We start from the raw sequence: 23,329 nt of genomic DNA, 5'->3' as shown, positions 1-23,329 counted from the left end.
GTGCGCGCAAGAGATATGATCTCTTTGATGACTATGGCGTTCTCCTCGCGAGTACTCGAGTCGTCGGTGCAGAGCCGGGATCAGGTTCCATGGGACTCATGGACATGCATCCCTTGTCCATCGAAACCACCGGCCGGTCGGATCCGACCTAATCAAACAAAAGGCCAACCCAGTCTAAACAGGTTGGCCTGGAGATCCGACCGGGATTCGGTGTATGGAAATCAGTAGCGATAAGCGCGCCCATTATCGATGCGCACCCTGTCTCCGACGCGCAGGCCTTCGATGCTGTCCTGCATGACGGTTTGATAACTTCCATTCTCGAGTCGCACCCGCAGGCGGTAGGTCTCCTGTTGCGTTTGACTGCGCTTTTGTATCTCGTGACCCACCACGGCGCCACCGACGACCCCCACCGCGGTCGCGATATCCTTACCGGTACCACCACCTACCTGATGTCCGAGCACACCGCCGACGACACCGCCGACGACCGCGCCTGCGCCTATACCGGTGCCCGCTATCCCATCGACACCATCACCGGAGGTCACTTCGATCGTTTCGATCACACCATACAAGTTACTCGAGTAGGCCGGTGCGGATGCCACAGGACGATAGCCCGTATTCGTGCAACCACCCACCAGAGCAGTAACAGCGACAATGGCGGCGATGACTATTTGGCATGTTTTCATAAATAACCTCCTGCATTTCAGGATTCAAGATTAATCCCCAAATCCCTGATCCGTCTGTGCGGTGACGTACACATGACGCACGGTGGTGCATGAGGATGATTCCACTAGGCATGACTAATGAGACGTTTCACGTGCGCCGCCACTGCCAAATCCGGCGGGAAGATTAATCCTCAATGGAAAGAGCTCGATGAAGCCGAAATTGCGCATATGTGCGATGCCGTACACAACTCCGGGAGTGGTCTATACTTAGCCTTGAAATGACCTCGTTCACTGTACTTTTTGAACGACCTTATCGAGGCACTTCCCATGGCTGACACGGACGTTATCCGCCGCAACAACCTCCTCGCCGCGCTACCCGAGGATGAATACGCGCGCCTCGCCGCCCATCTCGAACGCGTACGGCTGCCACCCGGCGAGATCCTCTATGAGTCCGGCCGTCCTTCGCAGTACGTTTATTTCCCGACAACCGCCATCGTGTCCCTGCTCTATATCATGGAAAATGGCGCAGCGGCCGAAATCGCCGCGATCGGCAATGAGGGGATGGTCGGTATCGCCCTCATCACGGGAGGTGACAGCATGCCAAATCGGGCCATGGCACTATGCGCGGGCACTGCCTATCGGCTGAAATCCCGGTTACTGATGAATGAAATCAATCGTATCGGGGGACGAAGTACTGGCACGTTGCAACATCTTCTGCTGCGCTACACTCAGGTACTGATTACCCAGATATCCCAGAACGCCGCTTGCAATCGGCATCATTCGATTGAACAACAGCTGTGCCGCTGGCTGCTCTCTTGTCTCGATCGCTCGCCTTCAAGTGAGCTGGCCATGACCCATGAACTGATCGCGATTAGCCTCGGGGTTCGTCGCGAGGGCGTCACGGTCGCCGCTGGTAGATTGCAGCATGAGGGCTTGATCAGTTATCATCGTGGCCACATCACCGTGCTTGACAGGACAGGAATCGAGAAGCGGGCTTGCGAATGTTACCAGACCGTCAAAACCGAGCTTGATCGTCTGCTACCCTGCGCGGACGATAAACGGGTCGCAGCAGCCGCGGCAAATCGGCATACCCCGCCGTTATGCATCTCTCCGAAGAACACCAACGCGCTTGGCCCGAGCGGTCCGGTTCAGGAGACATATCGGATTACGCATTGATTGCGCGATCCACTTGCCAGGCCCTGGGAATCCGCACTATCCGCCAAGCAGCCTACGCATCACCCGCCACGACACCCAGCCGCTCCCCAACCACCTACCCACGCGGCGAGGCCGCAACACCGCCAACAGCACGCCGGGGACGATCAGCCACTGGGGATGGATCCTGATATACCGCAGCGCTGCCAGGCCCTGGTCGGCCAGCGCAAGCGGCATGCGCCATCGTTCCATGTCACGCGCCAACGCACGGCGTTGTGCCGCCGCCTGTGCAACCAGGCGCTCACGCCGTTCCACCAGGCGATCCCGCTTCTCGCTCATGACCGGGAACCGAGTTGCTGCCGGTCTTTATACAATTCCGACAGGCTCGCCGAAAAGAGTTTCGGCTTGGTCCGCGCTTTGTGAATAGCAACCCCGCCTGCCACGAGACCCGCCGCCAGAAAGAACCCGGCAAGCAACAAAAGCACCAGGATACGGTGCGTGTCCCAGAATGCGACCACGAGCAGGATCGTCGTCAGCACCACGCCGATTCCGATGAAGAACAAGGCTGCCAGCCCCAACGTCAGCAACGAGAACACATGCGCCCGCTCCTCCTCCAGATCCGTCGACAACAGATCGAGGCGCGTGTGCGCGATCGCGACCAGGGTCGCTGCAAAGTTCGTCAGCGACTGGAACAGGCCTTTACCCACGGCGGGCGCGTCAGCCGACATGATGTGGGACGACTAGTGCCGGTTGCTCAGCAGACCGACTACCAGGCCGACACCGGCGGCCATCCCGATGGCCATCCATGGATGATCGTGGACATAGACGTCTGTCGCCTTGGCGGCCTCCTTGGTCTTGGCCATCAGCGCGGCCTGTTCTTCCATCATTCTGGTCTTGACGGCCTTGATCGACTCCTCGACTTTGGCACGCAGTTCGGCCACCTCATCGCCGCCGTGGCTGGCAGTCGCCTTCAGCAGCGCTTCCGCGTCCGCCACCATCCTCTTGAAATCGGCGATCAGTTGTTCGTTGGTGACTTCATCCATTACCTTTTCCATACATTACTCCATTAACTTTATCTACTGTGTTTGCGGGAGTGCCGCCGCTACCGGCGCACGAACAGCAGAACCCCACCCGCTGCTATCGCGACCACGCCTGCCCAGACGGGGATGTTTACTGTCTGCGTATCCTTGACAGTCAACTCGAGCGGGCCGATCTTGGCCTGCTGAGTGTCCTTGGTGTAAGTAAACCCGCCGTAGATCAGGCCCAGACTGCCGGCCACGATCAGCGCGATGGCAAACATTTTTATAGTGTTCATTACCGATACTCCGACATTGATACATTCGTTTAACCACGCCGCAAACAACCAAGTATCACGGGGTGGCCGCCACCCCGCTCAACAGCTGCGTCCCGCGCTCATCTCACATCATGGACCTATTCGGCATCGTCAGATGCGTCGACCTTGAATGACACGCAGCACTATCACCACGACGGCGAGGACCAGAAGTATGTGTATAAACCCGCCCATGGTATACGAGGACACCAGGCCGAGTAGCCAGAGGATAACCAGGATGACTACAATGGTTTCGAGCATGGTTGATTCTCCCAGGAAGTGGTGGCATCCGTATCAGCCGCCTTGGCTAAGGGACAGATGCAGTCCACTGTGATGCGCCGCCCGTACAGGCCGGGCACGTCGCAGGTCTGTCATTTTCTTCAATCATCGATCTCATGACCGATGACGCCGCCAACGGCGGCACCGACTCCGGCGCCGATGGCGGTGTTTCCGTCCTGTGGCGACATGCCGGTACAACCGCCCAGGACAACCGGCATCGCTGCACCTACAGCACTGACCGTGTATTTTTGCATCGCTTTCATGTCAATACCTCTTTAAGCATCATTCGTTATCGATCCTTATGAGGCAAGGGTATGGCGAATGCCCCCCATCGTCTGTCTGCTAACGCACATAGACGACAATCGGACGATACGCCGAGCGCCACGCACGCGGCCTGTGATCGTTAGCGCGCAAGCCCGGCGAATCAGTTATAGTTATAGACCAATCCACACGCGTGTCCAGATCGTCTATGGATGTGCACGGTCGCGGCCGATATCCGGTACCAGTCATGCCCATTATCCAGGAACCACGCCATAACCATCTTCTTGCCGCCCTGCCAGCGGAAGGATACGAGCATCTTGCACCCAATTTAGAACTGGTCCAGATGCCGCTCGGTCATGTGCTCTACGAATCCGGCAGCGAGTTGCGTCACGTCTATTTTCCGACCACCTCCATCGTATCCCTGCTCTATGTCATGCTCGACGGGGCATCGGCCGAGATCGCCGTGGTCGGCAACGAGGGGCTCATCGGCGTCGCCCTGTTCATGGGCGGCGAGACCATGCCCAACCGGGCCGTCGTACAGAGCGCCGGCCACGCCTACCGGCTGAAAGGGCAGCTGCTGAAGGAGGAGTTCAATCGCTCCGGAGGATTGCAGCTTCTGCTGCTGCGCTACACCCAGGCCCTGCTGACCCAGATGGCGCAGACGGCGGTATGCAACCGGCATCATTCACTGGACCAGCAACTCTGCCGCTGGCTGCTGCTGAGCCTCGACCGCCTACCCTCCAATGAACTGATCATGACGCAGGAACTGATCGCCAATATGCTCGGCGTGCGCCGCGAAGGCGTCACGGAAGCCGCCGGCAACCTGCAGAGGTCCGGGCTGATCAAATACAGCCGTGGCCACATCACGGTGCTCGACCGGGCGGGGCTGGAGGCGCGCGTCTGCGAATGCTATGCGGTGGTCAGAAGGGAGTTCGAGCGCCTGCTTCCGGAAGTCATCGTTCCATAACCCTGTCAGGACGCCTTTCGATCGCCACCTTGGCCCGATACGCGCATGCGGCGCCGCAGAACCCTCCGGGCTTACCGGGCGGGCGGCGCATGCCGTAAAACGAGATAGGGAAGCGACTTATTGATACCTCGCTGCCGCCACTCTGGATTCGAGCATCCGTCATGAAGTTCTTCGCGGTGGCGCTACACGCCGCGGGAACTAGCCCTGCGCGCGAGGGTCGGGTTGGTTGCACCTCGTAAATTTGCCTGCAGGGCAGGTTCCTGCCAGTTGCCTGCGCGAGGCGAGCGCAGATTCGTAGACTGCCAGCTTTTTCCTGTTACCAAGTTACGCCTGCAAATCCTGACGCAATGCCTGTTCCAGATCTTTTGTCTCGGTGATGTCGACAAAGGTGATCACCACGCCGTCTATAACATTGTCCAGCCTGCGGTAGGGCATGATACGTACGGTAAACCAACGGCTGTCGTTGGTGAGAATCTGCTTCTCGGAAAATGTCAGGGTGCGCAGGGTTTCGAGCGCATCCTCGTGCAACTCCGGGTATTGCAGATTGCTCGTAAGGTCGCTGAATGGCCGTCCCACATCGCTTTCCCGGATATTGACGATTTTTTTCGCCCGGTCGGTGTAGCGCCTGACGTTCAGATCCTGGTCCAGGAACAGAATGGCGATATCGATGCTGTTGAGCAGGTTGCTCATATCGCTCTGGGCCAGAGCGAGATCGTCGAGCTTGGTCTGCAACTCCGCGTTGATGGTCTGCAGTTCCTCGTTCATCGATTGCATTTCTTCCTTGGAAGTCGTCAGCTCTTCATTGGTCGACTGCAGCTCCTCGTTGGTGGACTGCAGCTCTTCGTTAGCCGACTGCAATTCCTCCTTGGAGGCTCGCGTTTCCTCGCGCAGGGTCTGGATTTCATCGCGGTACTGCTGTAGCTCGGACTCATGCGATGCTTCGACCATGGTCTTGCCCTTGCGCTTGCGTCCACTGGCCGGAACCTGTGCGATATCGCGAAATACAATCATCGTCGCGCCGCGCAGAGCGGCCGGCTCGAGCAGTGCCTGTACCGTGACATCGACGCGCTGCTCGCCGCCGCCCGGCAACTGCACTTGCAGCCCGTGCAAATGCTGCGGTTCACTCTCGATTGTGGACTTCTTCAGGGCAACGCTGATCGCTGATCGCAGACCTTCACGCACCATGGCGTGGATATTCCAGTTGGCCTTACCCGCGGCCGGCTCCAGGTACTTGCCCGTTCGCCCGCTGATATAGAGTATGTCACCGTCGCCATTGATCACGACCGCGGCGGGCGCATAGACCTGGAGTAAGACCTGGTCGGCGGCTGCCTGCAGGTTGTCGCTGGGGGTATGATTGGTGGTGGACACGGGATTCTCCCTGGCTACCTTCGATAGGGGTGGAAAGGATTTCATCATAAACTCCGCCCCGCCGCTGGGGACGTCATCCCGGCGCTGGTAAAGCCGCAGATTGGACTGGATGGGCTTGAACAGGTTGTTGAATCGACCCACCGTCTCCGCACTGCCCAATAACAGCGTGCCACCTTCACGCAGGCTGTAGTGAAACAGCGGGATCAACCTGCGCTGCAGGGTGGCGTCGAAGTAGATCAGCAGATTGCGGCAGGCAATCAGGTCGAGCTTGGTAAAAGGGGGATCGAGTATCACATCCTGCTGGGCGAACAACACCATATCGCGGATTTCGGGGTTGATTTTATAGCCGTCCTCCCAGGTGGTGAAAAAGCGTGCCAGCCGCTCCGCGGAGATAGTGTCGCCGATTGACGCGGGGTAGCGACCGCGACGCGCGGTGTCTATCGCCTCGGGGCTCAGGTCGGTGGCAAAGATCTGTAGGGTGAAATCGCTATATTCTCGCCGCTGACGAATCACCTCGCTAAAGACCATCGCCAGCGAATAGGCCTCCTCGCCGGTTGAGCAACCGACCACCCAGACCCGCAGCTTGCGCTCCGTCGTACTCCGAGCCAGCAGCTCCGGCAGTGTGACATTCGCCAAATGATCCCAGACGACGGCGTCGCGGAAGAAACTGGTCACCCCGATCAGCAGCTCCTTGAACAGCAGATCGATTTCGTGGCCATTTTCCTGCAGGAAATTCGCGTAGTGTGCCAGTGTGGCGATATCATGAATCGCCATGCGCCGCTCCACGCGCCGATGCAGGGTGCTGGGCTTGTAGAGGGAAAAATCGTGGCGGGTTCTCTGCTGAAGCAGATCGAGAACGCGCTGCAGTGGCTCGGACTCCAGCATCGGCTCCAGGTCGCCGCCGGCGGGAACGCCCGGGTCCGGGACCTGGGCGGCGTAAGCCAGAATGCGCGCCGGCAACTCCGCCGGCGGCGCAATAATATCGGCACACTTCGCGGCGATGGCGCTTTTGGGCATCGCGTCGAACTGCGCCGTGTCCGGTTGCTGCACCACCGTCAACCCACCCACGGCCTTGACCGCCTGCAGGCCCAGCGTGCCATCGGAGCCCATACCGGAAAGCACCACGGCGATGGCGCGCTCACCCTGCGTGCCGGCCAGCGAAGAGAACAGCACATTGATGGGCAGCCGCATCCCCCGCGGCTCGACGGGGCTGGCCAGGTGCAGCATTCCGTTGACGACGCTGAGCTCGGTATTGGGTGGGATCACGTACACGCAGTCGGGATCGATGCGCATATTGTGCCGCGCCTCGCGCACCCGCATGGCCGTGACGCGCTGCAGCAATTCCGACAGCAGTGCCTTGTGCGTGGGGTCGAGATGCTGCACCACGACATAGGCCATGCCACTGTGCGGTGGGATATTGCCGAGAAACTCTTCCAGCGGCGCAAGGCCACCGGCCGATGCGCCAATGCCCACAATACGTGTCGCAATTGCTGATGTTGCGGGAGGGTTGGCTGCTGTCAGGGAATCCATCGGGCGAAAACGCTCTTTCGGGGCGTTATGTGCACTCGCAACAGGCTAACATAGCACAGCGCTTGTCGGGGGAAGCTTTGGCCATCACCCGCAATGGCCGAAAAGTATTTGCTTCGCCATCCACAGTCACTTCACAGGCGAGTGTTGCACCGTCCTCTCCCACCCTTTCCAGCAGGCTTAGCAGTACAGAGCGGCTTTCAGCGGCCAGGAAACGATCGATACGGTCGCCTGCCAGCTCGTCCCGCCCCACACCGAAGAGCTCGGCGCCGGCCCGATTGCTCTCGATGATCACGCCCTGAAAATCGACAAGGAAATAACCGAGTGGTGCGAACTCGTACAGCTCCTTGTAATGGGCAAACTCTTCGACAAGACGCTGCTCATTGAGGTGCATTTCCTCGTTTTGCAGATCCAGCTCCACCTGGTGGACCTGCAGTTCATGCAACAGCTTGAGTGCGTCGGCGGCGGTTTGGGGATCACTGGATAGCCTGTGGAGTAGTTGCAGGGCATCCACGCCCAGGGACCAATTGTTGTAGGCCGCGGCGGTGCCCGCTTCGAGCCGGGCTTCTGCCTCGTTTCGCAATTGCATATAGATACTCGGTTCAGCGGTGGATGTAGACATAGGGACTCTGGTTTTCCTGATCGTGACTGTCACCCATCATAGCATGCCGATAGCGATGTGGGGGTTACTTGTCTGTGTCGCAGCGGAAGTAAGAAACGGAAGTAAAAGCAAGGACATCCGCGCTCGACGAGTATGGCGAGCGTGCTCTCAGCTTCATCGCGGTGGACAAAAAAGCCGGATACGTAATGGCGATAGTCGTTCATGTTTTTTCACCTTGTGGCGCCCCGTGCGGAACGGATGATAATCCAGTTTATTGCATTGGTCCCTGATGAGTCTGTACGTCATCAAACATAAGGTCCAGCGGGGTATGTTCCTCACGACACGCCTTGTTGCGCGGCGCTTATTGCACCCTACATCACTATCCCGCACGGTGCGGGCAACAAGGTGGTTATTGGACGTGAGGTGGGTATAGGACGTATAAACGCCCTTTTCCGCACTGGTCAACAGGTCTTTCACGGCCACCAGCAAGGCACCTGCCCGCTATCACCGAGAAATCTCGCCGGACCTCACCTGGCTGGCGGCGACGGTTTCCATGGGCGAGATCACCCCCGCGATGCCCACCACCGCCAGCATGCCGGCCTGCTCGACAAACTTCTTAGCGTTGGTTTTCCGCAACTGCTCCAAGTTGAATCACCAGTTCGCGCCAACCAGTTTTTTCCAATGCATGTTTATGTTTGCAGTAAAGCGTCCATTCCCGGCACTCACGTGAGCGGTGATATGCGGAGAGGTCACCTTTCTGTTGTAGGGCGGCTGTGTTTCATCATCAAAATCGATATTCCCATAGGGGCTGGAATAGCTGTAACGTGAATTGGAGAATTTTGAAATAAACGCCTCCTTATAACGCTTTTCAAGGTCATCGACATCCGTGCCATCATCCAGCGGTAAGCGCTTCAGCAGATAACCCACCGTCTTTTCGTATTGGTACACTCTCCCGTCTATCTGCCGAATCATCACCTTGACCCAACCCATTCGATCAGCCGTTTTTCCATCCCCTTTGATAGTCACACCGGTCAATTTGCTGGATGGCCCTGGAGCCCCCATCTTGATGCCCTGTGACTGCAGATTGTTCAGTGCCTGGTTAATCTCCATGCCAAGCTTGACACCATCAATATCGGCATTCTTAATCACGCCTGCGTCGGAGGCCTTAGGGTTATCAGAAGTCTCTCTTTTGGCTTCAACGACCTTCACGGCGTCATCAACCAGAATGGAGGCTTTAGCCATCAACTTATATTCTGTTTTCATTTGATTCCCCTGGGGAATCAATTTCATCGCATAGAGTTCTAACTGATTGTTTTCAAATTCAATGACCGGCACTGGCCTGGAAGACGAGATATCAGTTCCAACCACTTTGAAACGATAACGCAGGAAAAGCCTGCGCTGCTTATTGTCGAAATAATTGGAAATCTGCTCTGCGGTATCCGGGTTCATGGGTAACCAGACCACTTGATCAGGATACTTTGCAGGTAGTGATGAATCACCCGGAATCAGCATTTTAAGTAACACTGTTCGGAAGTTACCGGTAGCAAACTGCACAAAGAATGCCGATTTTTCAAAATCATATTTTTTCAGCTCTACTGGCCGCGCTTTCGAAACAGAGGATTCACGCCAGGGGATAGCTTCAAAACGTAAGGGCGTGTTTTTGGCCTCCCTGAGCAACCGTTCTTTTAGTTCTCCTTTTTGCTTATGCCATTTAAATTCATTACTAACCACTTGGTTGAATTCGGGGTGTATTCTCAGTAGCACATCTTTAAAGAGTGTCTCGTTATCCAACACTTCTGGTCGAAAATGAACGGCGGCGAGCTGCAGGCCCGCTATCGTCGGCTCTGGCAGTTCATCATTTGTGATTGCAGACGGTATGCCGGATTCCTGGCTTTGAGTTTCCTGGAGCCGGTTCAGCAATGTCTGGCTGGGCAGACCATCAACTGTAATCCCCTGGTCCACCTGATAAGCAGCTATCGCCTTTTTGGTACCCGCTCCATATAGCCCATCTACAACACCGACTGGGTAACCCTGCGCTTTCAATTGTTGCTGGATAGACTTGACCAAGGTCTTATCCTGAACTTGCATTGCAGATTGGGTTTGGTTGGTAGGCGATTGGCTGCTTTGAACTTTCGACTCGCTAGTCACCGCCGTGTCAGATTCAGCATCCTTAGGTGTTTGTGGTTGTTTATTACTCGACGAACCACCAATGATGTTACCTATAGAATCACCCACGACTTCATCGGCGGTCTGTTTCGCCTTGTCCACCAGATCATTAAAAAAGCCGGCATATACAGGTGAAGTAAACAGCAGAATAGTAATATACAGTGACAGGAAACGCATTGTTATCCCCCCCCCAGATATTCAACGCATGAGTTAAAGCTAACACAATTCCGCTATTTTTCAATGAAATGACAGGGTAAGTCCCGCTACTACCGCGAATGCCCGCCAACTCCCACTCGGCTGGTCACGAAATCCGCTCCCGTTCTGGCCGATCCCGGGGTCACAGCCAAGCGCCACCCTGCCGCTTCCCAACGAAAGTGGCCACCGGCATGAGCGGGGATCCGGCGCGGGCGCTGGGCTGCGCGGGCAGGGGCATCAATTCAATCGGCCGAGGGGTCAGGAGGTTTTTATTCACTGCATTCTTGATGGCCGCAGGGATATACCATCGTTACTCGAGCGCCGCCTGATTCGATAGAACTTTCCCTGGAATTCCGAACCTATCTTCTGCTTTTTGGCGGATACTTTCTTTGCTGCTAATGCCATTCAATACCAGTCATTGCCAGCCAGTTCCGCTCGCTCCTACCCCGAAACCATCAGCAAACTCGCGCCTGACTCAGGGGACGACCCCGCACCAGTTATGGCGGTGGCTTCAGCCCCCTTTCGGCGGTTGCGGCGGAGCAGGACGCTGTAGACAACCTGCGAAGCTACTCCTGTGACTGACGCCCTGATATCGGTTACCAGGTGGTCGAAGAGTCCTCTTACTCGATTCCTTCCCGACCACTGTTCACGGAGCGGGTTTGCTGGCAAACTGATACGCGCAAGTAAGAGGCACGGCCAAGTGCCCGGCGATTTCCAACTAGCACAACCACCACCAGGTGGCGATTTCGGGAGGGTAGAGAATGAACAGGAACATCCTGGTTGCACTGCTGGCAACCGTTATGGTGACACCCGTGATAGCGGATCAGCAGGTAATGGAAGCTCGAGGTCTGGTCAAGCAGTTTGGCTCCAACCTGAAGGGAGAACTGGTAAAAGCGATGAAATCCGGCGGTCCGACCGAGGCCATCGAATTCTGCAATCTGCGGGCACCAGGCATCGCTTCCGACGTAGCGGACGCATCCGGCTGGGAGGTAGGCCGCACCAGTCTCAAGCTTCGCTCGCAGGCAAACAGCCCGGATGCCTGGGAGATGAAGGTCCTGCAGGGCTTCGAGGCGATGAAAGTGGCCGGGGCCGACCCCGGCAAACTGGAGTACGCGGAGACTGTCGAGGTGAATGGACAAAAGGTTTTCCGCTACATGAAGGCTATCCCCACGGAGAAGGCCTGCCTCAACTGTCATGCCGCCAGTGTCGCGCCGGCAGTCGAGAAGAAGCTGCAGGCGCTCTATCCCGAGGACCGGGCGCGGGGATTCAACGTGGGTGATATCCGGGGCGCCTTCACACTCAGCAAAACCCGATAGCGGGACCGGCGGGACTTCCCTCAACGGGGCCGCCAGGCCCCGTTCTCGATTACCCCCTGAACAAGGCCGCCCACAGACAGGAACGCTATACTCACTACAGGATCCTCAATGCAGGCAATGATCCGGACTGGCCCGCCACAGGCCCTGCAGGTCTCAACGTCTATATGGAACACGCGCTTGAGGCGCTACGCCCACATCATCGAGGTGCGCCGTTCGGCGGGCGTCTGTTCCTGACCTTTGCCGTCTCGTGAAGCTGCATCGGGATGCCCGATACGTTGTCTCGTCGAGGCCAAACTAGAGATAATAGAAGCCCGCACGCGCAAACTGGCATGCCTGCCCGGCCCGATCAAGGGGGAATCGCGATGAAAACCAGTTGTCTGAACAGGATCATTGTGGCCGCTCTGGTCGCTGTATGCATCATTCCGCAGGCTTACGCTGAGGAGTATGTGCGCATCGGCACGGGGGGCACCGCAGGAACATATTTTCCGATTGGACGCCTGATTGCCGACATCATCTCGCAACCGGGAACAATCCTGGCGACGGCACAGCCCAGTAACGGCTCCCTCGGCAACGTCATTGCTGTCAGCAATGGCGCTCTCGAAACCGGATTCAGCCAGGCTGACATCGCCGCCTGGGCCAAAAACGGAACCGGTATCTTCGAAGGCCGCCCCCGCTTGCCCGACCTGCGTCTGATAGCCAATCTGTATCCGGAAAGCATGCACATCGTTGTACGCAAGGATTTGGGCATCGAGCGGATCGAGCAACTCAAGGGGAAAAGGGTGGCCCTGGATGAACCCGGCTCCGGCACGCTCATCAATGCACGACAGATTCTCGCGGCACACGGCCTGAAAGAGGCCGATATTCGACCCGAGTACATCAAGCCCAATCGGGCGAGCGACAGGCTTATTGACGGATCTCTTGATGCATTCTTCTTTACCGGCGGCACGCCCGCCAAGGCCATCGCCGATCTTGCGGCGTCCGGCATCGCCATTTCGCTGTTGCCGATCGAAGGACCGGCCGCCGAGCGCCTGATGGCGGACAGCCGCTTTTTGCATGTGGACCTGATCCCTGCCGATACCTACAAAGGCGTGGCGGCAATTCAGACCCTGGCGGTTGGCGCACAATGGGTCACCAGCGACAGGATCAACGCCGAGCTGATCTACCAGATCACCAAAACGCTTTATAGCGAAGCCGGACAAAAGGCACTGGCCAACGGGCACCCGAAAGGCAGCTTCATCAACCTCGCCAATGCGGTAGAAGGAGCTACCATTCCGTTTCATCCCGGCGCGGAACGCTATTTCCGCGAAGCCGGGATATTGAAGTAGCATGAATGATCGCGCCAGCTTCGGAACGACCGTGCTGGCGATCCTTGTCGGACTGGCGGTTACGGCATACGTCGGCTACAGCCTGGTCCGCGAACGCGACTTCGCGATCGAGGTGGCCAGTTCGGAAACCCGGAATATCGCCCGCGTACTCGAAGAACATGCCCGCCAATCTTTGCGGCGAATCAGCGCAACGATGGTTCAGGCGGATGCCACGTTGCTGCAATTGCAAAGCGCCGGCATCCGCGATCCGGCCCGCTTGGCGGAGTTGTTGAAGGACCTGCTGCCCCAGGACAGAATCATCCGCTCATTTGTTGTGCTGGACCAAGACGGCACTGTTCTGCTTTCCACGCGCGCCGAGTATCCAGAACAGGACAAATCGAGAGCAACCCGGGACTATTTCGTTCCGCACATCCGGGGTGCGGATCGCGAGCTGGTCTTTGGTGCGCCCGTGCTTGGCGCCGATGATCGCGAATGGATACTGCCGATCAGCCGCCGACTCAGCCACGCCGACGGCACACTCGCCGGCGTGCTCGTCGCCAAGGTTCATGGCGCGCATTTCCAGCCGTTCTACGATTCCATCGACGTGCGTCAGGATGGATTTGTAGCGCTGTTCCTCTCAACCGGCTGGGCCGCCGTCAGTGCGCCTGACAACCAGACCATCGTTGGTCACAACTGGTCCGGCACTCCGCTGTTTCGCGAGCACATTACACAATGGCCCACGGGCACGGCGCGCGAGGTGCTTCTCGGCAACGGTATCGAGCACATCTACAGCTACCGGATATTGAATGACTACCCGGTGATCGTAAGCTACGGACTGGCGACTTCGACGATCCTCGGCACATGGTATCAAAGCGCCTGGCGTGACGGCATGCTTCTGCTGGGTGGGCTGATGGCACTTGGGAGCATCGCCTTCATGCTGAATCGCGACGAGCAGAGGCGGCAGGAGACCGAGGCGACCACGCGCGTCGCCGCCACCGCTTTCGAAGTTCAGCAGGGGATCGTCGTCACCGACGCCGACGCCAGGATTCTGCGGGTCAATCGAGCCTTTACCGAAACTACCGGTTACAGCGCGGACGAAGCCGTGGGAAAGACGCCGCATCTGCTTCGCTCCGAAAGACACGATCAGCGTTTCTACGCCGACATCCTGGACACGCTGAACGCAACCGGCTCATGGCATGGAGAGTTGTGGAATCGACGAAAAAATGGTGAAGAGTATCCCGTACGCCTGTCCATCACCGCCGTCAAGAATGCCGGCGGCACACGGACGCATTACGTCGGCACCATGGTCGACATCACCTCAGAGAGGGCGGCCGCACTTGAAATCGAAAAACTTGCCTTTTTCGACCCCCTTACCAAGCTGCCCAACCGCCGAATGGTGATGGATCGACTTCATCAGGCTCTGGCGTCCAACGCCCGACACGGCTTGCACGGCGCCTTGCTGTTCCTCGATCTGGACCACTTCAAGACACTCAACGACACCCTCGGTCATGACGTCGGTGATGCATTGCTGACGCAGGTGGCGCAGCGCCTTGCCCGGGTACTGAGGGAGGGCGATACGGTGGCAAGACTGGGAGGGGACGAGTTTGTCGTGCTTCTAGAAGATTTGAGTGACCGGGCCAAGGAAGCTGCCGAACTGGTGCATGTCATCTCCGAAAAGATACTGCTGACCCTGAACGAGCCCTATCCGCTGGGTGATTCGCAGTATCACAGCAGCGCAAGCATTGGCGCCACGCTCTTCAGCGATCAGCAAACGACCATCGATGAACTGATGAAGCAGGCCGATCTTGCAATGTATGCCGCGAAGACTTCGGGACGAAATACCTTTCGCTTCTTTGATCCCGACATGCAAGCCTCGATTACCGCCCATGCCCGACTCGAAGTCGACCTGCGATTGGCCCTGACCGAGCGCCAGTTCCAACTGTATTTTCAGAAACAGGTCGCACACAACGGGGATGTGATCGGTGCCGAAGCGCTGATCCGCTGGCTACATCCCGAGCGGGGCCTGATTCTGCCCGGCAGATTCATACCCCATGCCGAAGAGTCGGGCCTTATCGTACCACTGGGAAAATGGGTGCTCGAAACCGCCTGCGGCCAACTCAGGCACTGGGCCGACGACCCGGACCTCAAGGGATTGCGACTGGCCATTAACGTCAGCGCCCGGCAGTTTCAACTACCTGATTTCGTGCCGATGGTTCGCGAGGTTCTGCAACAGAGTGGCGCACCGCCCGGCAGACTCAAGCTCGAATTGACGGAAAGTACCGTCCTTGCCAATGTCGATGACACCATCGTCAAGATGAACCAGCTCAAAGCCGATGGTGTGCAGTTTTCACTTGACGATTTCGGTACCGGGCACTCTTCCCTCTCCTACCTGACACGCCTGCCGTTTGATCAGATCAAAATAGATCAGAGTTTCGTCAGCAATATCGGCATCCGGCCCGAAGATGCCCTGATCGTCCAGACCATCATCGGCATGGCGAATAACCTTGCAAAGGAGGTCATCGCCGAAGGCGTGGAAACCGAAAGCCAGCGGTTGTTTCTTGAACGGCAAGGCTGCCCATTATGTCAGGGCTATCTGTTTGGGCATCCGCTTCCGATCGAGAAATTCGAGCGCCAGTTGTAAATCCAGGAATCCTTCGCCAGTTTCCTCGTATTGGCCCGGAAAGCGCGGCTAAGCACAGGAACTATAACCCCACTTTTCACTGACATACCACCCTGGCCACCCGGCATCAACCCGATCATTTCGCGGACCAGGCTTCTCCAATCTCACTCGGCGCTGTAGCCCAGCAGGCGAGTCCGGATTTTGGCCCTTCGATCCGCCCTGACCAAGCCGGCACCGAATCTAGCGGCCGGTGCTGTCAGGATGGTGTCCACTTGTTTTTTAGGTAACTGTCCGGTAACCCCATCTTGTGCCGAATGCTGACATCACCAGGATAGTGTCCACTTATTTTTTAGTGGACACTCCGGCCGGGGTCTGGATGATCGGTCCCGCCTCAACCAAACCAGGTACGCCACCAGGGTCGAAGCAAACGACGATAGGCGCGACGGTCGGCGCGCAATACAGGCTCACCCTCATGTTCACCGCAAACTTCAAGCCGGTCACCCTTGCCGGGCGTATCCAGATGCTCGAACGCTTCGTTACGGTGGACGAAGAACCCGAGCTCGCCCGCGATTCGGGCACCAAGCATTACTCCCGAACTCAACATTTTTACGGAATGCACGTCTGTTACGCCGTCCTGCTGCACCCAGCGGCCACCAGGCCACGGCCATCAGTACGGCCGCGATCGCAACAGAGACCAGAAGGCGGTGACGGCGGCGACGCTGCCGATCGAGTGGCAGCAATTCGCGGAAATCCACTTCGGCCGCGGCTGCAACCGCGCGTATCAGCTCTACGCGAGTCTTGCGCCGTGGCCTGCCCAGGCGCCAGCCGCTGCGCAGATCGGCCCAGCGCAATTCGATGTCGCACAACGGCGCGGGCAGATTCTCCGGTGGATCGTCGGCCAGGATCACCGGCAGAACGGGTTGCCCCGGCGCCAGTTCACGGAAGGCCTCGATTTCGCGTGAAACCCAGGCGGACTTCACCGCGGCTTCGGAACAACACACCAGCAGACTGGATGATGCGGCCAGCGCGGCACGCAGCTGTTCCGGTAATTCGCCTCCGGAGATATCGGTCTCGTCCCGATAGATCCGCAGCCGCCGCCCATCGGGCAAGCGGTAACGCTCGAGAAAGCGCTGCACGCGTCCGGCAATGGTCGCATCGCGCGAACTGTAGGACAGAAAGGCATCCCAGCGCCGCGCAGCGGTGCCATCTGCAATCGAGTCTGCCTTCTCGTCCACGTTGAGACCTCCCTCCTGCGTCTGAAGTATGCTGCACTGGGAGCCACAACTGACGGTGTTCAAGGCGGCTGCCAGCTACCGCTTTGCAGGCCCGGCGATTGGCGAGGGGTTCTCCTCCTACATGCCGGACACGGTGGCTATCCAGGGCTGGCGGGTGACCGATGCGGATTGTTCACTGGCCGAGGCGATTACCCGCGCCAGCGAGTTGGGGTTTGCCAGCCTCTGGTTCCATTCCAAACAGGCCGAGTCCCGGGGCAAGGGACTGGATCTGGAGATGCTGGACAAGGCCCGTGGCGGTCCGCTGGATATCTGGATCTCAGGTAGCGTTCCCGAGTGAAGTATAGGAAGTATAAACCCCATTTTCACTAAAAAACCACCCTGACTACCCCGAATCCACCCGGCCATGTCACGGCCAGGCTTCGCCAATCACACCCGGCGCTGTAGCCCAACCGGCGAAATCGGCCGGATTTCGGCCCTGTGATCCACCGCATCTAAACCGGCCGCCGAGCGCGACCCTTGCCCTGTATCGCCGGCAACGTCCCTGTTATTCATCTTGAGTTTTTCCTAATCGAACACGCTGACCTGTGGCGGGTCGCGCCGCCTCAAAACTAAAGTGTCAAGCACTACAAGTTTCAAAATTTCACAATCAGTCAACCATAAAAATCCGGCACAAGGCCGGATTTTTATGCGCACTTCAGGAACGGGGCTTACCCCAGCGCCTCCCTCATCGCCGGCAGCGCCTCAAACAGGTCTTCCACCAGTCCGTAGTCCGCCACCTGGAAGATCGGCGCTTCGCTGTCCTTGTTGATCGCCACGATCACCTTGCTGTCCTTCATCCCGGCCAGATGCTGGATCGCCCCTGAGATACCCACCGCGATGTACAAGTCCGGCGCCACCACCTTGCCGGTCTGCCCCACCTGGAAGTCGTTCGGCACATAGCCCGCGTCAACCGCCGCGCGTGACGCGCCCACTGCGGCATCGAGCTTGTCAGCTACCGCATCCAGCAGTTGGAAGTTGGCGCCGTCCTGCATCCCGCGGCCACCGGAAATCACGATCCGCGCCGAGGTCAGTTCGGGTCGTTCGGATTGTGACAACTGGCGACCCACAAAACTGGATAGACCACTCTCTTCACTGGCGGTCACCGGCTCCACAGCGGCGTTCCCGCCCTCTTCCGCACTCGCTTCAAATTTGGTGGTGCGCACCGTGATCAGCTTGCAGGAGTCGGATGAACGCACTTTGGCCAGCGCATTACCAGCGAAGATGGGACGGATAAAGGTTTCCCCATCCACCACTGCGCTGATATCGGAGATCTGGGAAACGTCCAACAGGGCCGCCGCCCGCGGCAGGAAGTTCTTGCCGAAGGTGGTGGCCGGGGCCAATATGTGGCTGTACTCCGCGGCCAGCGCCACCACTTGGGCGGCCAGATTTTCCGCCAACTGTTGGGCTTGTGATGCGTCATCCACGAGCCGCACCCGGGCAATACCCGGGATTCGGGCCGCCGCCTGTGCCACTGCATCACAGGTCTGGCCGGCGACCAGAATATCCACGGTAGTGTCAGCATGACCGGCGATCTGTTGCGCCGCGGTGACGACGTTCAGGGTGGCCGGTGCCAGAGCCTGATTATCATGCTCGGCAATAATTAACACACTCATCGCTTGCTCCTCATCACACAGGATCAGATGACCCGCGCCTCATTTCTCAGTTTTTCCACCAACTGCTCGACGCTCTCCAGCAGCACTCCTGCCGCGCGGGCCTCCGGCTCCATCACTTCCAGAGTGGTGAGGCGCGGCGCCACATCCAGACCCAGCTCTTCCAGGGCCAGTTTCTGCAACGGCTTCTTCTTCGCCTTCATCACATTGGGTAACGTGGCGTAGCGAGGCTCATTGAGACGCAGGTCCACGGTCACAACCGCCGGCATACGTACGCTGATCCGCTCCAGTCCACCGTCTATTTCGCGCAGGGTGGTGGCGGTTTCACCCTCCACTTTCAGCTCCGAAGTAAAGGTGCTCTGGGACCAGCCGAGCAGCGCCGCCAACATCTGTCCGGTCTGGTTGCAATCATCATCGATCGCCTGCTTGCCTACCAGCACCAGGCCGGGTTGCTCCTGCGCCACCAGGTGCTGAAACACCTTGGCCACGGCGAGCGGTTCGAGGACCTGTTCGGTGACCACATGGATGGCCCGGTCCGCACCCATGGCCAGCGACTGACGCAGCGTCTCCTGCGCCTTTTCCGGTCCGATGGAGACGGTCACAATCTCATCCACCTGTCCCGCCTCTTTGAGTCGAATCGCCTCTTCCACGGCGTTTTCATCGAACGGGTTCATCGACATCTTGGCATTGGTCAAGTCCACGGCTGAACCGTCCGCCTTGACCCGCGCCTTCACCTGCGGGTCCAGCACCCGCTTCACTCCAACCAGCACCTTCATCACGCTATGCTCCACTTGCCGGTGTCATGCGACACCGGGACTGATCATCATTACCGGAATCCAATTGATCCCAGGACGACCGCCGCCGTCCCGTAAACGGGTTTATGCACGCAGGCACTTGTTCTCGGGATCGAACGGCGACTCCTCGATCACCGTGGCGTTGTACAGCTCGCCCAGGATCTCGATCTGCAGCTCCGTACCAATCTCCGCCAGCGCCGGCTGCACCAGCCCCAGGGCCAGTGACTTACCAACGCGCCAACCGTACCCGCCAGAGGTGGCACGACCCACCACTTCACCATCCTTGTAGATCGCCTCCGAACCACGGGCATCCGCATCGGTCACGCCGTGCACCTCGAGGGTGACAAAGGCGTTGTTGAAACCGCGCGCCCGCCAATCTGTCAGCGCCTGTTTACCGATGAAGTCACACTTCTTGTCCAGGCGCACGAAGCGGTCCAGACCCGACTCCAGGGCCGAGTATTCAATCGACATCTCACGCGGGATCAGGCGATAGGATTTCTCGATTCGCATGGAGTCCATGGCGCGAATACCGAACGGCTTGATATCAAACTCTGCGCCCGCCGCCATCAACTGATCGAAGATGTAGTTCTGCATCTCTATCGGATGGTGCAGCTCCCAGCCCAGCTCGCCAACGAAGTTGACGCGCAGGGCGTGGGCCTGTGCATAGCCGACGTTGATGAACTGTCCGGTCAACCAGGGGAACGCCTTGTTCGAGAGGTCGCTATCGGTCAGCTTCTGCAGTACCTCGCGGGAGCGCGGACCGGCCAGCACCAACACGCCCTGCTGGGTGGTGATCGGCTGCAGGTTCACACTCCCGTCGTTCGGCTTCAGCTTCTTCAGGTAGTCATGATCATGGTTCTCAAACGCACCGGCGGAAACCAGATAGTAGTTCTGCGGGCCGGTCTTGTAGACCGTAAACTCGGCGCGTACGCCGCCGTTCTTGGACAGCATGTGGCACAGACCGATACGCCCAATGCTCTTCGGGATACGATTCGCAAACAGAGACTCCAGCCACGCTTCGGCACCGGGGCCGGCGACCAGGCACTTGGCGAAGGCGGACATATCCAGCACCCCCACCTTGCTGTTCACGTGGCGACACTCCCGACCCACGAACTCAAAGTAGTTGGAGCGACGGAAGGAGTTCTTCTCCACCACGCGCCCATCCTCCAGGGGCTGGGAGTGGTTGTCATTCAACAGCACATCGGCCTTGGCCAGATCGCCCTCGCTCAGCTGATAACCCTTGGGCGCAAACCAGTTGGGGCGTTCCCAGCCATAGACGCTGCCGAACACCGCGCCGAGCGCCTTCATGCGATCATAGCAGGGGCTGGTCTTCAGAGGCCGTGCCGCTGGGCGCTCCTCGTCCGGATAGTGGGTGGTGAAGACGTTTGAATAGGCCTCCTCGTTCTTGTTGCGCAGATAACCCCGCGAAGCATAGGGGCCGAAACGGCGTGGGTCCACGCCCATCATGTCCACGGTCGGCTCGCCGTCCACGATCCACTCCGCGAGCTGCCAGCCTGCGCCACCAGCGGCGGTGATGCCGAAGCTGTGTCCCTCATTGAGCCAGAAGTTCTTCAAACCCGGTGCCGGGCCGACGATCGGATTGCCGTCCGGGGTGTAGGCGATGGCGCCGTTGTAGACGGTCTTTACCCCCACCTCACCAAATGCCGGCACCCGGTTCATACAAGCTTCCACGTGCGGCATCAGCCGGTCCAGCTCCTCGTTGAACAGCTCGTACTCGCAGTCATCCGCGGGACCGTCCACGTAACAGCAGGGGGCGCCCTTCTCATAGGGACCGAGCAGCAGACCACCGCCCTCCTCACGCAGGTAGTAACCGGCGTCCGACTCACGCAACACGCCCATCTCAAGCTTACCCTGCTGATGACGCGCCTGGATCTCCGGATGGGGCTCGGTGACGATAAACTGGTGCTCCACCGGGATCACCGGGATATCCAGTCCCACCATCTCGCCGGTCCTGCGCGCAAAACTGCCGGTACAGGAGACCACGTGCTCACAATCGATATCACCCTTGTCGGTCTTCACCAGCCAGCGCCCGTCGGCCTGCTGCTCGATACCGGTCACGGTGGTATAGCGGTAGATCTCGGCCCCTCGCTCACGTGCACCCTTGGCCAGCGCCTGGGTCAGATCCGCCGGCTGGATATAGCCGTCCTCCGGATGCTGGATGGCACCCAACAGTCCCTCGGTGTTGCACAGCGGCCAGATTTCCTTGACCTCGTCGGGGGTGAGGAACTTCACCTCCACGCCCACGGTCTTGGCTACTCCTGAGTAGTACTTGTACTCGTCCATGCGGTAGTCGCAGTTAGCGAGGCGGATATTGCTTACCTGGCTGAAGCCCACGCTCTGGCCGGTCTCCCGCTCCAGCTCCTGGTAAAAGTCGACCGAGTACTGGTGCAATTTGCCGACCGAGTAGCTCATATTGAACAGGGGCAGCAGGCCCGCCGCGTGCCATGTCGAGCCGGAGGTGAGCTCCTTGCGCTCGATCATCACCACATCGGACCAGCCCTTTTTGGCCAGATGGTAGAGCGTACCGGCGCCGACGACGCCACCACCTATCACTACAACACGCGCGGTAGATTTCATTGTATTGTTTGCTCCCAGTGTCCTGCTGTGCGAAACCAACCCGCCCACGGGCCACCACAAGCCCCGCGCAACGACGGTATTTCCGAAGCAGTTTAGCCAGCGCCCCAGCGCCCCGACTGCCCCGTTTGCGACTGTTAGGTATCAATTTGCGCCACCCACTCAGGGCCTCGGGAAGCCGTTGGAAAAGGGGCGGCAGCGATGCCGTAATCGTGTATCGCCAGGTCGCAAACAAACAATACCGGCCGCCTCAACCCGGGTAGGATCCCGTACAACCATAAACCGCCGACACAGAATCAGAGAGTGGCCCATGAAAAAAAGCCTGCGACAGGAGATCTTCAGACAGCGCAAGGCGCTCGACGCTCAGTCCTACCAGGAGCATAGCCGGGCGGTGATGCAGCGCTTGCTGGACAACGGCTTCCTGGACGAAGTCAAAAGCGTTCACCTCTACTACGCCATCTATAATGAGGTGAACACACTCGAGTTGATCGAAGAGCTCTGGCGGCGCGACATCCAGGTGGTGATGCCGCGCACCGATTTGAAAAACCACAAGCTGGACAACTATCAGGTCACCAGCTTCGACCAGTTCGAGGAGCGGACCGCCTTCAACCTGCTGGAACCGAAACAGTCCCTGCCACGCCACGAGGAGGATTGCGATCTCATCCTGGTGCCTGGTCTGGTATTCGACCACAACCTCAACCGTATCGGTTACGGGGGCGGTTTTTATGACCGTTTCCTGGCCCGAAGCAACGGGCGCAAGGTGGCCATTGCGTATGACTTTCAAGTCAGGGAATCGATTCCCAGCGAACCGCATGACATCCGGATGGACCAGATCGTTACCGACACGCGCATCTACGCCTGATCAGCCGTGGCGGTCGCCAGACAGGCCGTTTCCGAATCCGCCTCGAGTTAATACTCAAGTTTCGGAGTTTTAAAGGCGTCGTTTAGGGCGGGCTACGCCCTTGCTGGGACCGTCGGAGGCAGGAGGAGTGGTACAGGGATGTACCGTTTACGGAGCCGAGGATGCCATGCCGACGCCGAGCGTACAGGGACGTATTCACCGCGTGTCCCGGCAAGGGGGTGGCCCACCCGGTGTCTGGAACTGAACTCCGAAACTTGAGTTATATCGAGTCGTCATCCCCAGGTGAGTTGCCGCCGAGCGCCCTAAGCCGCCCCGGAAGCGAAACCCGCTGCCCGCAGCGACAAGGGTCACTTTATCGAAGAAACAGGTCGTTGTGAGCACAGGGACGGCAAAGCGGGTTGGGTACCATCCCATCATGTTTACCCGGGAATAACCAAATAGTGAGG

22 protein-coding genes are annotated in these 23,329 nt (G+C 58.5%); 7 read left to right on the top strand and 15 right to left on the bottom strand.

The annotated features are described in order from the left end of the window. Positions 1 to 221: 221 nt before the first annotated feature. Positions 222 to 683 carry a glycine zipper 2TM domain-containing protein gene (locus tag O9K64_RS04480; RefSeq protein WP_275096888.1) on the bottom strand — a complete coding sequence of 154 codons (462 nt, stop codon included), beginning with the start codon at positions 681 to 683 and terminating at the stop codon, positions 222 to 224. A gap of 306 nt (positions 684 to 989) precedes the next feature. On the opposite strand from O9K64_RS04480, the gene O9K64_RS04475 reads away from it, so the two are divergent. Further along, positions 990 to 1,838, top strand: coding sequence for a Crp/Fnr family transcriptional regulator (locus O9K64_RS04475; RefSeq protein WP_275096887.1), 849 nt, complete (start codon positions 990 to 992; stop codon positions 1,836 to 1,838). 36 nt (positions 1,839 to 1,874) lie between these two features. Here O9K64_RS04475 and O9K64_RS04470 read toward each other — a convergent pair whose 3' ends face one another. The 6 genes from O9K64_RS04470 to O9K64_RS04445 form a co-directional block, all read right to left on the bottom strand. Continuing rightward, positions 1,875 to 2,153 (bottom strand): YqjK family protein, encoded by a 279-nt coding sequence (locus tag O9K64_RS04470; RefSeq protein WP_275096886.1) that lies wholly within the window; start codon positions 2,151 to 2,153, stop codon positions 1,875 to 1,877. Continuing rightward, positions 2,150 to 2,542, bottom strand: a complete 393-nt coding sequence (locus O9K64_RS04465; protein ID WP_275096885.1) for a phage holin family protein — start codon at positions 2,540 to 2,542, stop codon at positions 2,150 to 2,152. Before O9K64_RS04465 ends, O9K64_RS04470 begins: the two co-directional genes overlap by 4 nt. Positions 2,543 to 2,554: 12 nt before the next feature. Next, entirely contained in the window at positions 2,555 to 2,869 is a 315-nt protein-coding gene (locus tag O9K64_RS04460) for a DUF883 family protein (RefSeq protein WP_275096884.1), read from the bottom strand. A gap of 47 nt (positions 2,870 to 2,916) precedes the next feature. After that, positions 2,917 to 3,129 carry a hypothetical protein gene (locus tag O9K64_RS04455; RefSeq protein ID WP_275096883.1) on the bottom strand — a complete coding sequence of 71 codons (213 nt, stop codon included), beginning with the start codon at positions 3,127 to 3,129 and terminating at the stop codon, positions 2,917 to 2,919. Positions 3,130 to 3,258: 129 nt separating this feature from the next. After that, a complete protein-coding gene (locus O9K64_RS04450; RefSeq protein ID WP_275096882.1) occupies positions 3,259 to 3,405 on the bottom strand; it encodes a lmo0937 family membrane protein in 147 nt (48 codons plus the stop codon). Between the two features lie 119 nt (positions 3,406 to 3,524). Continuing rightward, positions 3,525 to 3,686 (bottom strand): glycine zipper domain-containing protein, encoded by a 162-nt coding sequence (locus O9K64_RS04445; RefSeq protein WP_275096881.1) that lies wholly within the window; start codon positions 3,684 to 3,686, stop codon positions 3,525 to 3,527. A 245-nt stretch (positions 3,687 to 3,931) separates the two neighbouring features. On the opposite strand from O9K64_RS04445, the gene O9K64_RS04440 reads away from it, so the two are divergent. Then, complete coding sequence (locus O9K64_RS04440; RefSeq protein ID WP_275096880.1) at positions 3,932 to 4,651, top strand: Crp/Fnr family transcriptional regulator; 720 nt, start codon at positions 3,932 to 3,934, stop codon at positions 4,649 to 4,651. Between the two features lie 324 nt (positions 4,652 to 4,975). Here O9K64_RS04440 and O9K64_RS04435 read toward each other — a convergent pair whose 3' ends face one another. The 4 genes from O9K64_RS04435 to O9K64_RS04420 all read right to left on the bottom strand — a co-directional run bounded on the left by O9K64_RS04435 (position 4,976) and on the right by O9K64_RS04420 (position 10,490). Next, positions 4,976 to 7,549, bottom strand: a complete 2,574-nt coding sequence (locus O9K64_RS04435; RefSeq protein ID WP_275096879.1) for a chemotaxis protein CheB — start codon at positions 7,547 to 7,549, stop codon at positions 4,976 to 4,978. Between the two features lie 25 nt (positions 7,550 to 7,574). Next, complete coding sequence (locus O9K64_RS04430) at positions 7,575 to 8,168, bottom strand: PAS domain-containing protein (RefSeq protein ID WP_275096878.1); 594 nt, start codon at positions 8,166 to 8,168, stop codon at positions 7,575 to 7,577. A gap of 483 nt (positions 8,169 to 8,651) precedes the next feature. Beyond that, positions 8,652 to 8,783 (bottom strand): hypothetical protein, encoded by a 132-nt coding sequence (locus O9K64_RS04425; protein WP_275096877.1) that lies wholly within the window; start codon positions 8,781 to 8,783, stop codon positions 8,652 to 8,654. Positions 8,784 to 8,798: 15 nt separating this feature from the next. Continuing rightward, a complete protein-coding gene (locus O9K64_RS04420) occupies positions 8,799 to 10,490 on the bottom strand; it encodes a peptidoglycan-binding domain-containing protein (protein ID WP_275096876.1) in 1,692 nt (563 codons plus the stop codon). A 779-nt stretch (positions 10,491 to 11,269) separates the two neighbouring features. On the opposite strand from O9K64_RS04420, the gene O9K64_RS04415 reads away from it, so the two are divergent. From O9K64_RS04415 to O9K64_RS04405, 3 genes are all read left to right on the top strand, one after another. Beyond that, a complete protein-coding gene (locus tag O9K64_RS04415; protein ID WP_275096875.1) occupies positions 11,270 to 11,824 on the top strand; it encodes a Tll0287-like domain-containing protein in 555 nt (184 codons plus the stop codon). 362 nt (positions 11,825 to 12,186) lie between these two features. Continuing rightward, a complete protein-coding gene (locus tag O9K64_RS04410) occupies positions 12,187 to 13,149 on the top strand; it encodes a TAXI family TRAP transporter solute-binding subunit (protein WP_275096874.1) in 963 nt (320 codons plus the stop codon). A gap of 1 nt (position 13,150) precedes the next feature. Further along, complete coding sequence (locus O9K64_RS04405; RefSeq protein WP_275096873.1) at positions 13,151 to 15,769, top strand: EAL domain-containing protein; 2,619 nt, start codon at positions 13,151 to 13,153, stop codon at positions 15,767 to 15,769. Between the two features lie 515 nt (positions 15,770 to 16,284). On the opposite strand, the gene O9K64_RS04400 is transcribed toward O9K64_RS04405, so the two are convergent. Beyond that, the gene (locus tag O9K64_RS04400) at positions 16,285 to 16,983 is read right to left on the bottom strand and encodes a toll/interleukin-1 receptor domain-containing protein (RefSeq protein ID WP_275096872.1); all 699 of its coding nucleotides are present in this window, start codon (positions 16,981 to 16,983) and stop codon (positions 16,285 to 16,287) included. 28 nt (positions 16,984 to 17,011) lie between these two features. On the opposite strand from O9K64_RS04400, the gene O9K64_RS04395 reads away from it, so the two are divergent. After that, positions 17,012 to 17,320: a hypothetical protein gene (locus O9K64_RS04395; RefSeq protein ID WP_275096871.1), complete on the top strand. Its 309-nt coding sequence runs from the start codon at positions 17,012 to 17,014 to the stop codon at positions 17,318 to 17,320. A 370-nt stretch (positions 17,321 to 17,690) separates the two neighbouring features. Here O9K64_RS04395 and O9K64_RS04390 read toward each other — a convergent pair whose 3' ends face one another. The 3 genes from O9K64_RS04390 to O9K64_RS04380 all read right to left on the bottom strand — a co-directional run bounded on the left by O9K64_RS04390 (position 17,691) and on the right by O9K64_RS04380 (position 22,024). Next, entirely contained in the window at positions 17,691 to 18,635 is a 945-nt protein-coding gene (locus O9K64_RS04390; protein ID WP_275096870.1) for an electron transfer flavoprotein subunit alpha/FixB family protein, read from the bottom strand. Between the two features lie 23 nt (positions 18,636 to 18,658). Next, positions 18,659 to 19,408, bottom strand: coding sequence for an electron transfer flavoprotein subunit beta/FixA family protein (locus O9K64_RS04385; RefSeq protein ID WP_275096869.1), 750 nt, complete (start codon positions 19,406 to 19,408; stop codon positions 18,659 to 18,661). A gap of 102 nt (positions 19,409 to 19,510) precedes the next feature. Then, positions 19,511 to 22,024: a GcvT family protein gene (locus O9K64_RS04380; RefSeq protein WP_275096868.1), complete on the bottom strand. Its 2,514-nt coding sequence runs from the start codon at positions 22,022 to 22,024 to the stop codon at positions 19,511 to 19,513. Between the two features lie 307 nt (positions 22,025 to 22,331). Between O9K64_RS04380 and O9K64_RS04375 the strand changes: the two genes are divergently transcribed. Next, positions 22,332 to 22,883 (top strand): 5-formyltetrahydrofolate cyclo-ligase, encoded by a 552-nt coding sequence (locus O9K64_RS04375; RefSeq protein ID WP_275096867.1) that lies wholly within the window; start codon positions 22,332 to 22,334, stop codon positions 22,881 to 22,883. The last annotated feature ends 446 nt before the right edge of the window (positions 22,884 to 23,329 follow it).

Origin of the sequence: Sedimenticola hydrogenitrophicus, from assembly GCF_029017505.1 — a bacterium.
Lineage (GTDB): Bacteria > Pseudomonadota > Gammaproteobacteria > Chromatiales > Chromatiaceae > Sedimenticola > Sedimenticola hydrogenitrophicus_A.
The sequence above is the reverse complement of the archived record's forward strand: the minus strand, read 5'-3'. Positions and strand labels throughout refer to the sequence as shown.

Bases quoted from the DNA above. Each gene is read 5' to 3' on its own strand.
- O9K64_RS04480 (WP_275096888.1), bottom strand. From the start codon at position 683: ATGAAAACATGCCAAATAGTCATCGCCGCCATTGTCGCTGTTACTGCT.
- O9K64_RS04475 (WP_275096887.1), top strand. From the start codon at position 990: ATGGCTGACACGGACGTTATCCGCCGCAACAACCTCCTCGCCGCGCTA.
- O9K64_RS04470 (WP_275096886.1), bottom strand. From the start codon at position 2,153: ATGAGCGAGAAGCGGGATCGCCTGGTGGAACGGCGTGAGCGCCTGGTT.
- O9K64_RS04465 (WP_275096885.1), bottom strand. From the start codon at position 2,542: ATGTCGGCTGACGCGCCCGCCGTGGGTAAAGGCCTGTTCCAGTCGCTG.
- O9K64_RS04460 (WP_275096884.1), bottom strand. From the start codon at position 2,869: ATGGAAAAGGTAATGGATGAAGTCACCAACGAACAACTGATCGCCGAT.
- O9K64_RS04455 (WP_275096883.1), bottom strand. From the start codon at position 3,129: ATGAACACTATAAAAATGTTTGCCATCGCGCTGATCGTGGCCGGCAGT.
- O9K64_RS04450 (WP_275096882.1), bottom strand. From the start codon at position 3,405: ATGCTCGAAACCATTGTAGTCATCCTGGTTATCCTCTGGCTACTCGGC.
- O9K64_RS04445 (WP_275096881.1), bottom strand. From the start codon at position 3,686: ATGAAAGCGATGCAAAAATACACGGTCAGTGCTGTAGGTGCAGCGATG.
- O9K64_RS04440 (WP_275096880.1), top strand. From the start codon at position 3,932: ATGCCCATTATCCAGGAACCACGCCATAACCATCTTCTTGCCGCCCTG.
- O9K64_RS04435 (WP_275096879.1), bottom strand. From the start codon at position 7,549: ATGGATTCCCTGACAGCAGCCAACCCTCCCGCAACATCAGCAATTGCG.
- O9K64_RS04430 (WP_275096878.1), bottom strand. From the start codon at position 8,168: ATGTCTACATCCACCGCTGAACCGAGTATCTATATGCAATTGCGAAAC.
- O9K64_RS04420 (WP_275096876.1), bottom strand. From the start codon at position 10,490: ATGCGTTTCCTGTCACTGTATATTACTATTCTGCTGTTTACTTCACCT.
- O9K64_RS04415 (WP_275096875.1), top strand. From the start codon at position 11,270: ATGAACAGGAACATCCTGGTTGCACTGCTGGCAACCGTTATGGTGACA.
- O9K64_RS04410 (WP_275096874.1), top strand. From the start codon at position 12,187: ATGAAAACCAGTTGTCTGAACAGGATCATTGTGGCCGCTCTGGTCGCT.
- O9K64_RS04405 (WP_275096873.1), top strand. From the start codon at position 13,151: ATGAATGATCGCGCCAGCTTCGGAACGACCGTGCTGGCGATCCTTGTC.
- O9K64_RS04395 (WP_275096871.1), top strand. From the start codon at position 17,012: ATGCTGCACTGGGAGCCACAACTGACGGTGTTCAAGGCGGCTGCCAGC.
- O9K64_RS04390 (WP_275096870.1), bottom strand. From the start codon at position 18,635: ATGAGTGTGTTAATTATTGCCGAGCATGATAATCAGGCTCTGGCACCG.
- O9K64_RS04385 (WP_275096869.1), bottom strand. From the start codon at position 19,408: ATGAAGGTGCTGGTTGGAGTGAAGCGGGTGCTGGACCCGCAGGTGAAG.
- O9K64_RS04380 (WP_275096868.1), bottom strand. From the start codon at position 22,024: ATGAAATCTACCGCGCGTGTTGTAGTGATAGGTGGTGGCGTCGTCGGC.
- O9K64_RS04375 (WP_275096867.1), top strand. From the start codon at position 22,332: ATGAAAAAAAGCCTGCGACAGGAGATCTTCAGACAGCGCAAGGCGCTC.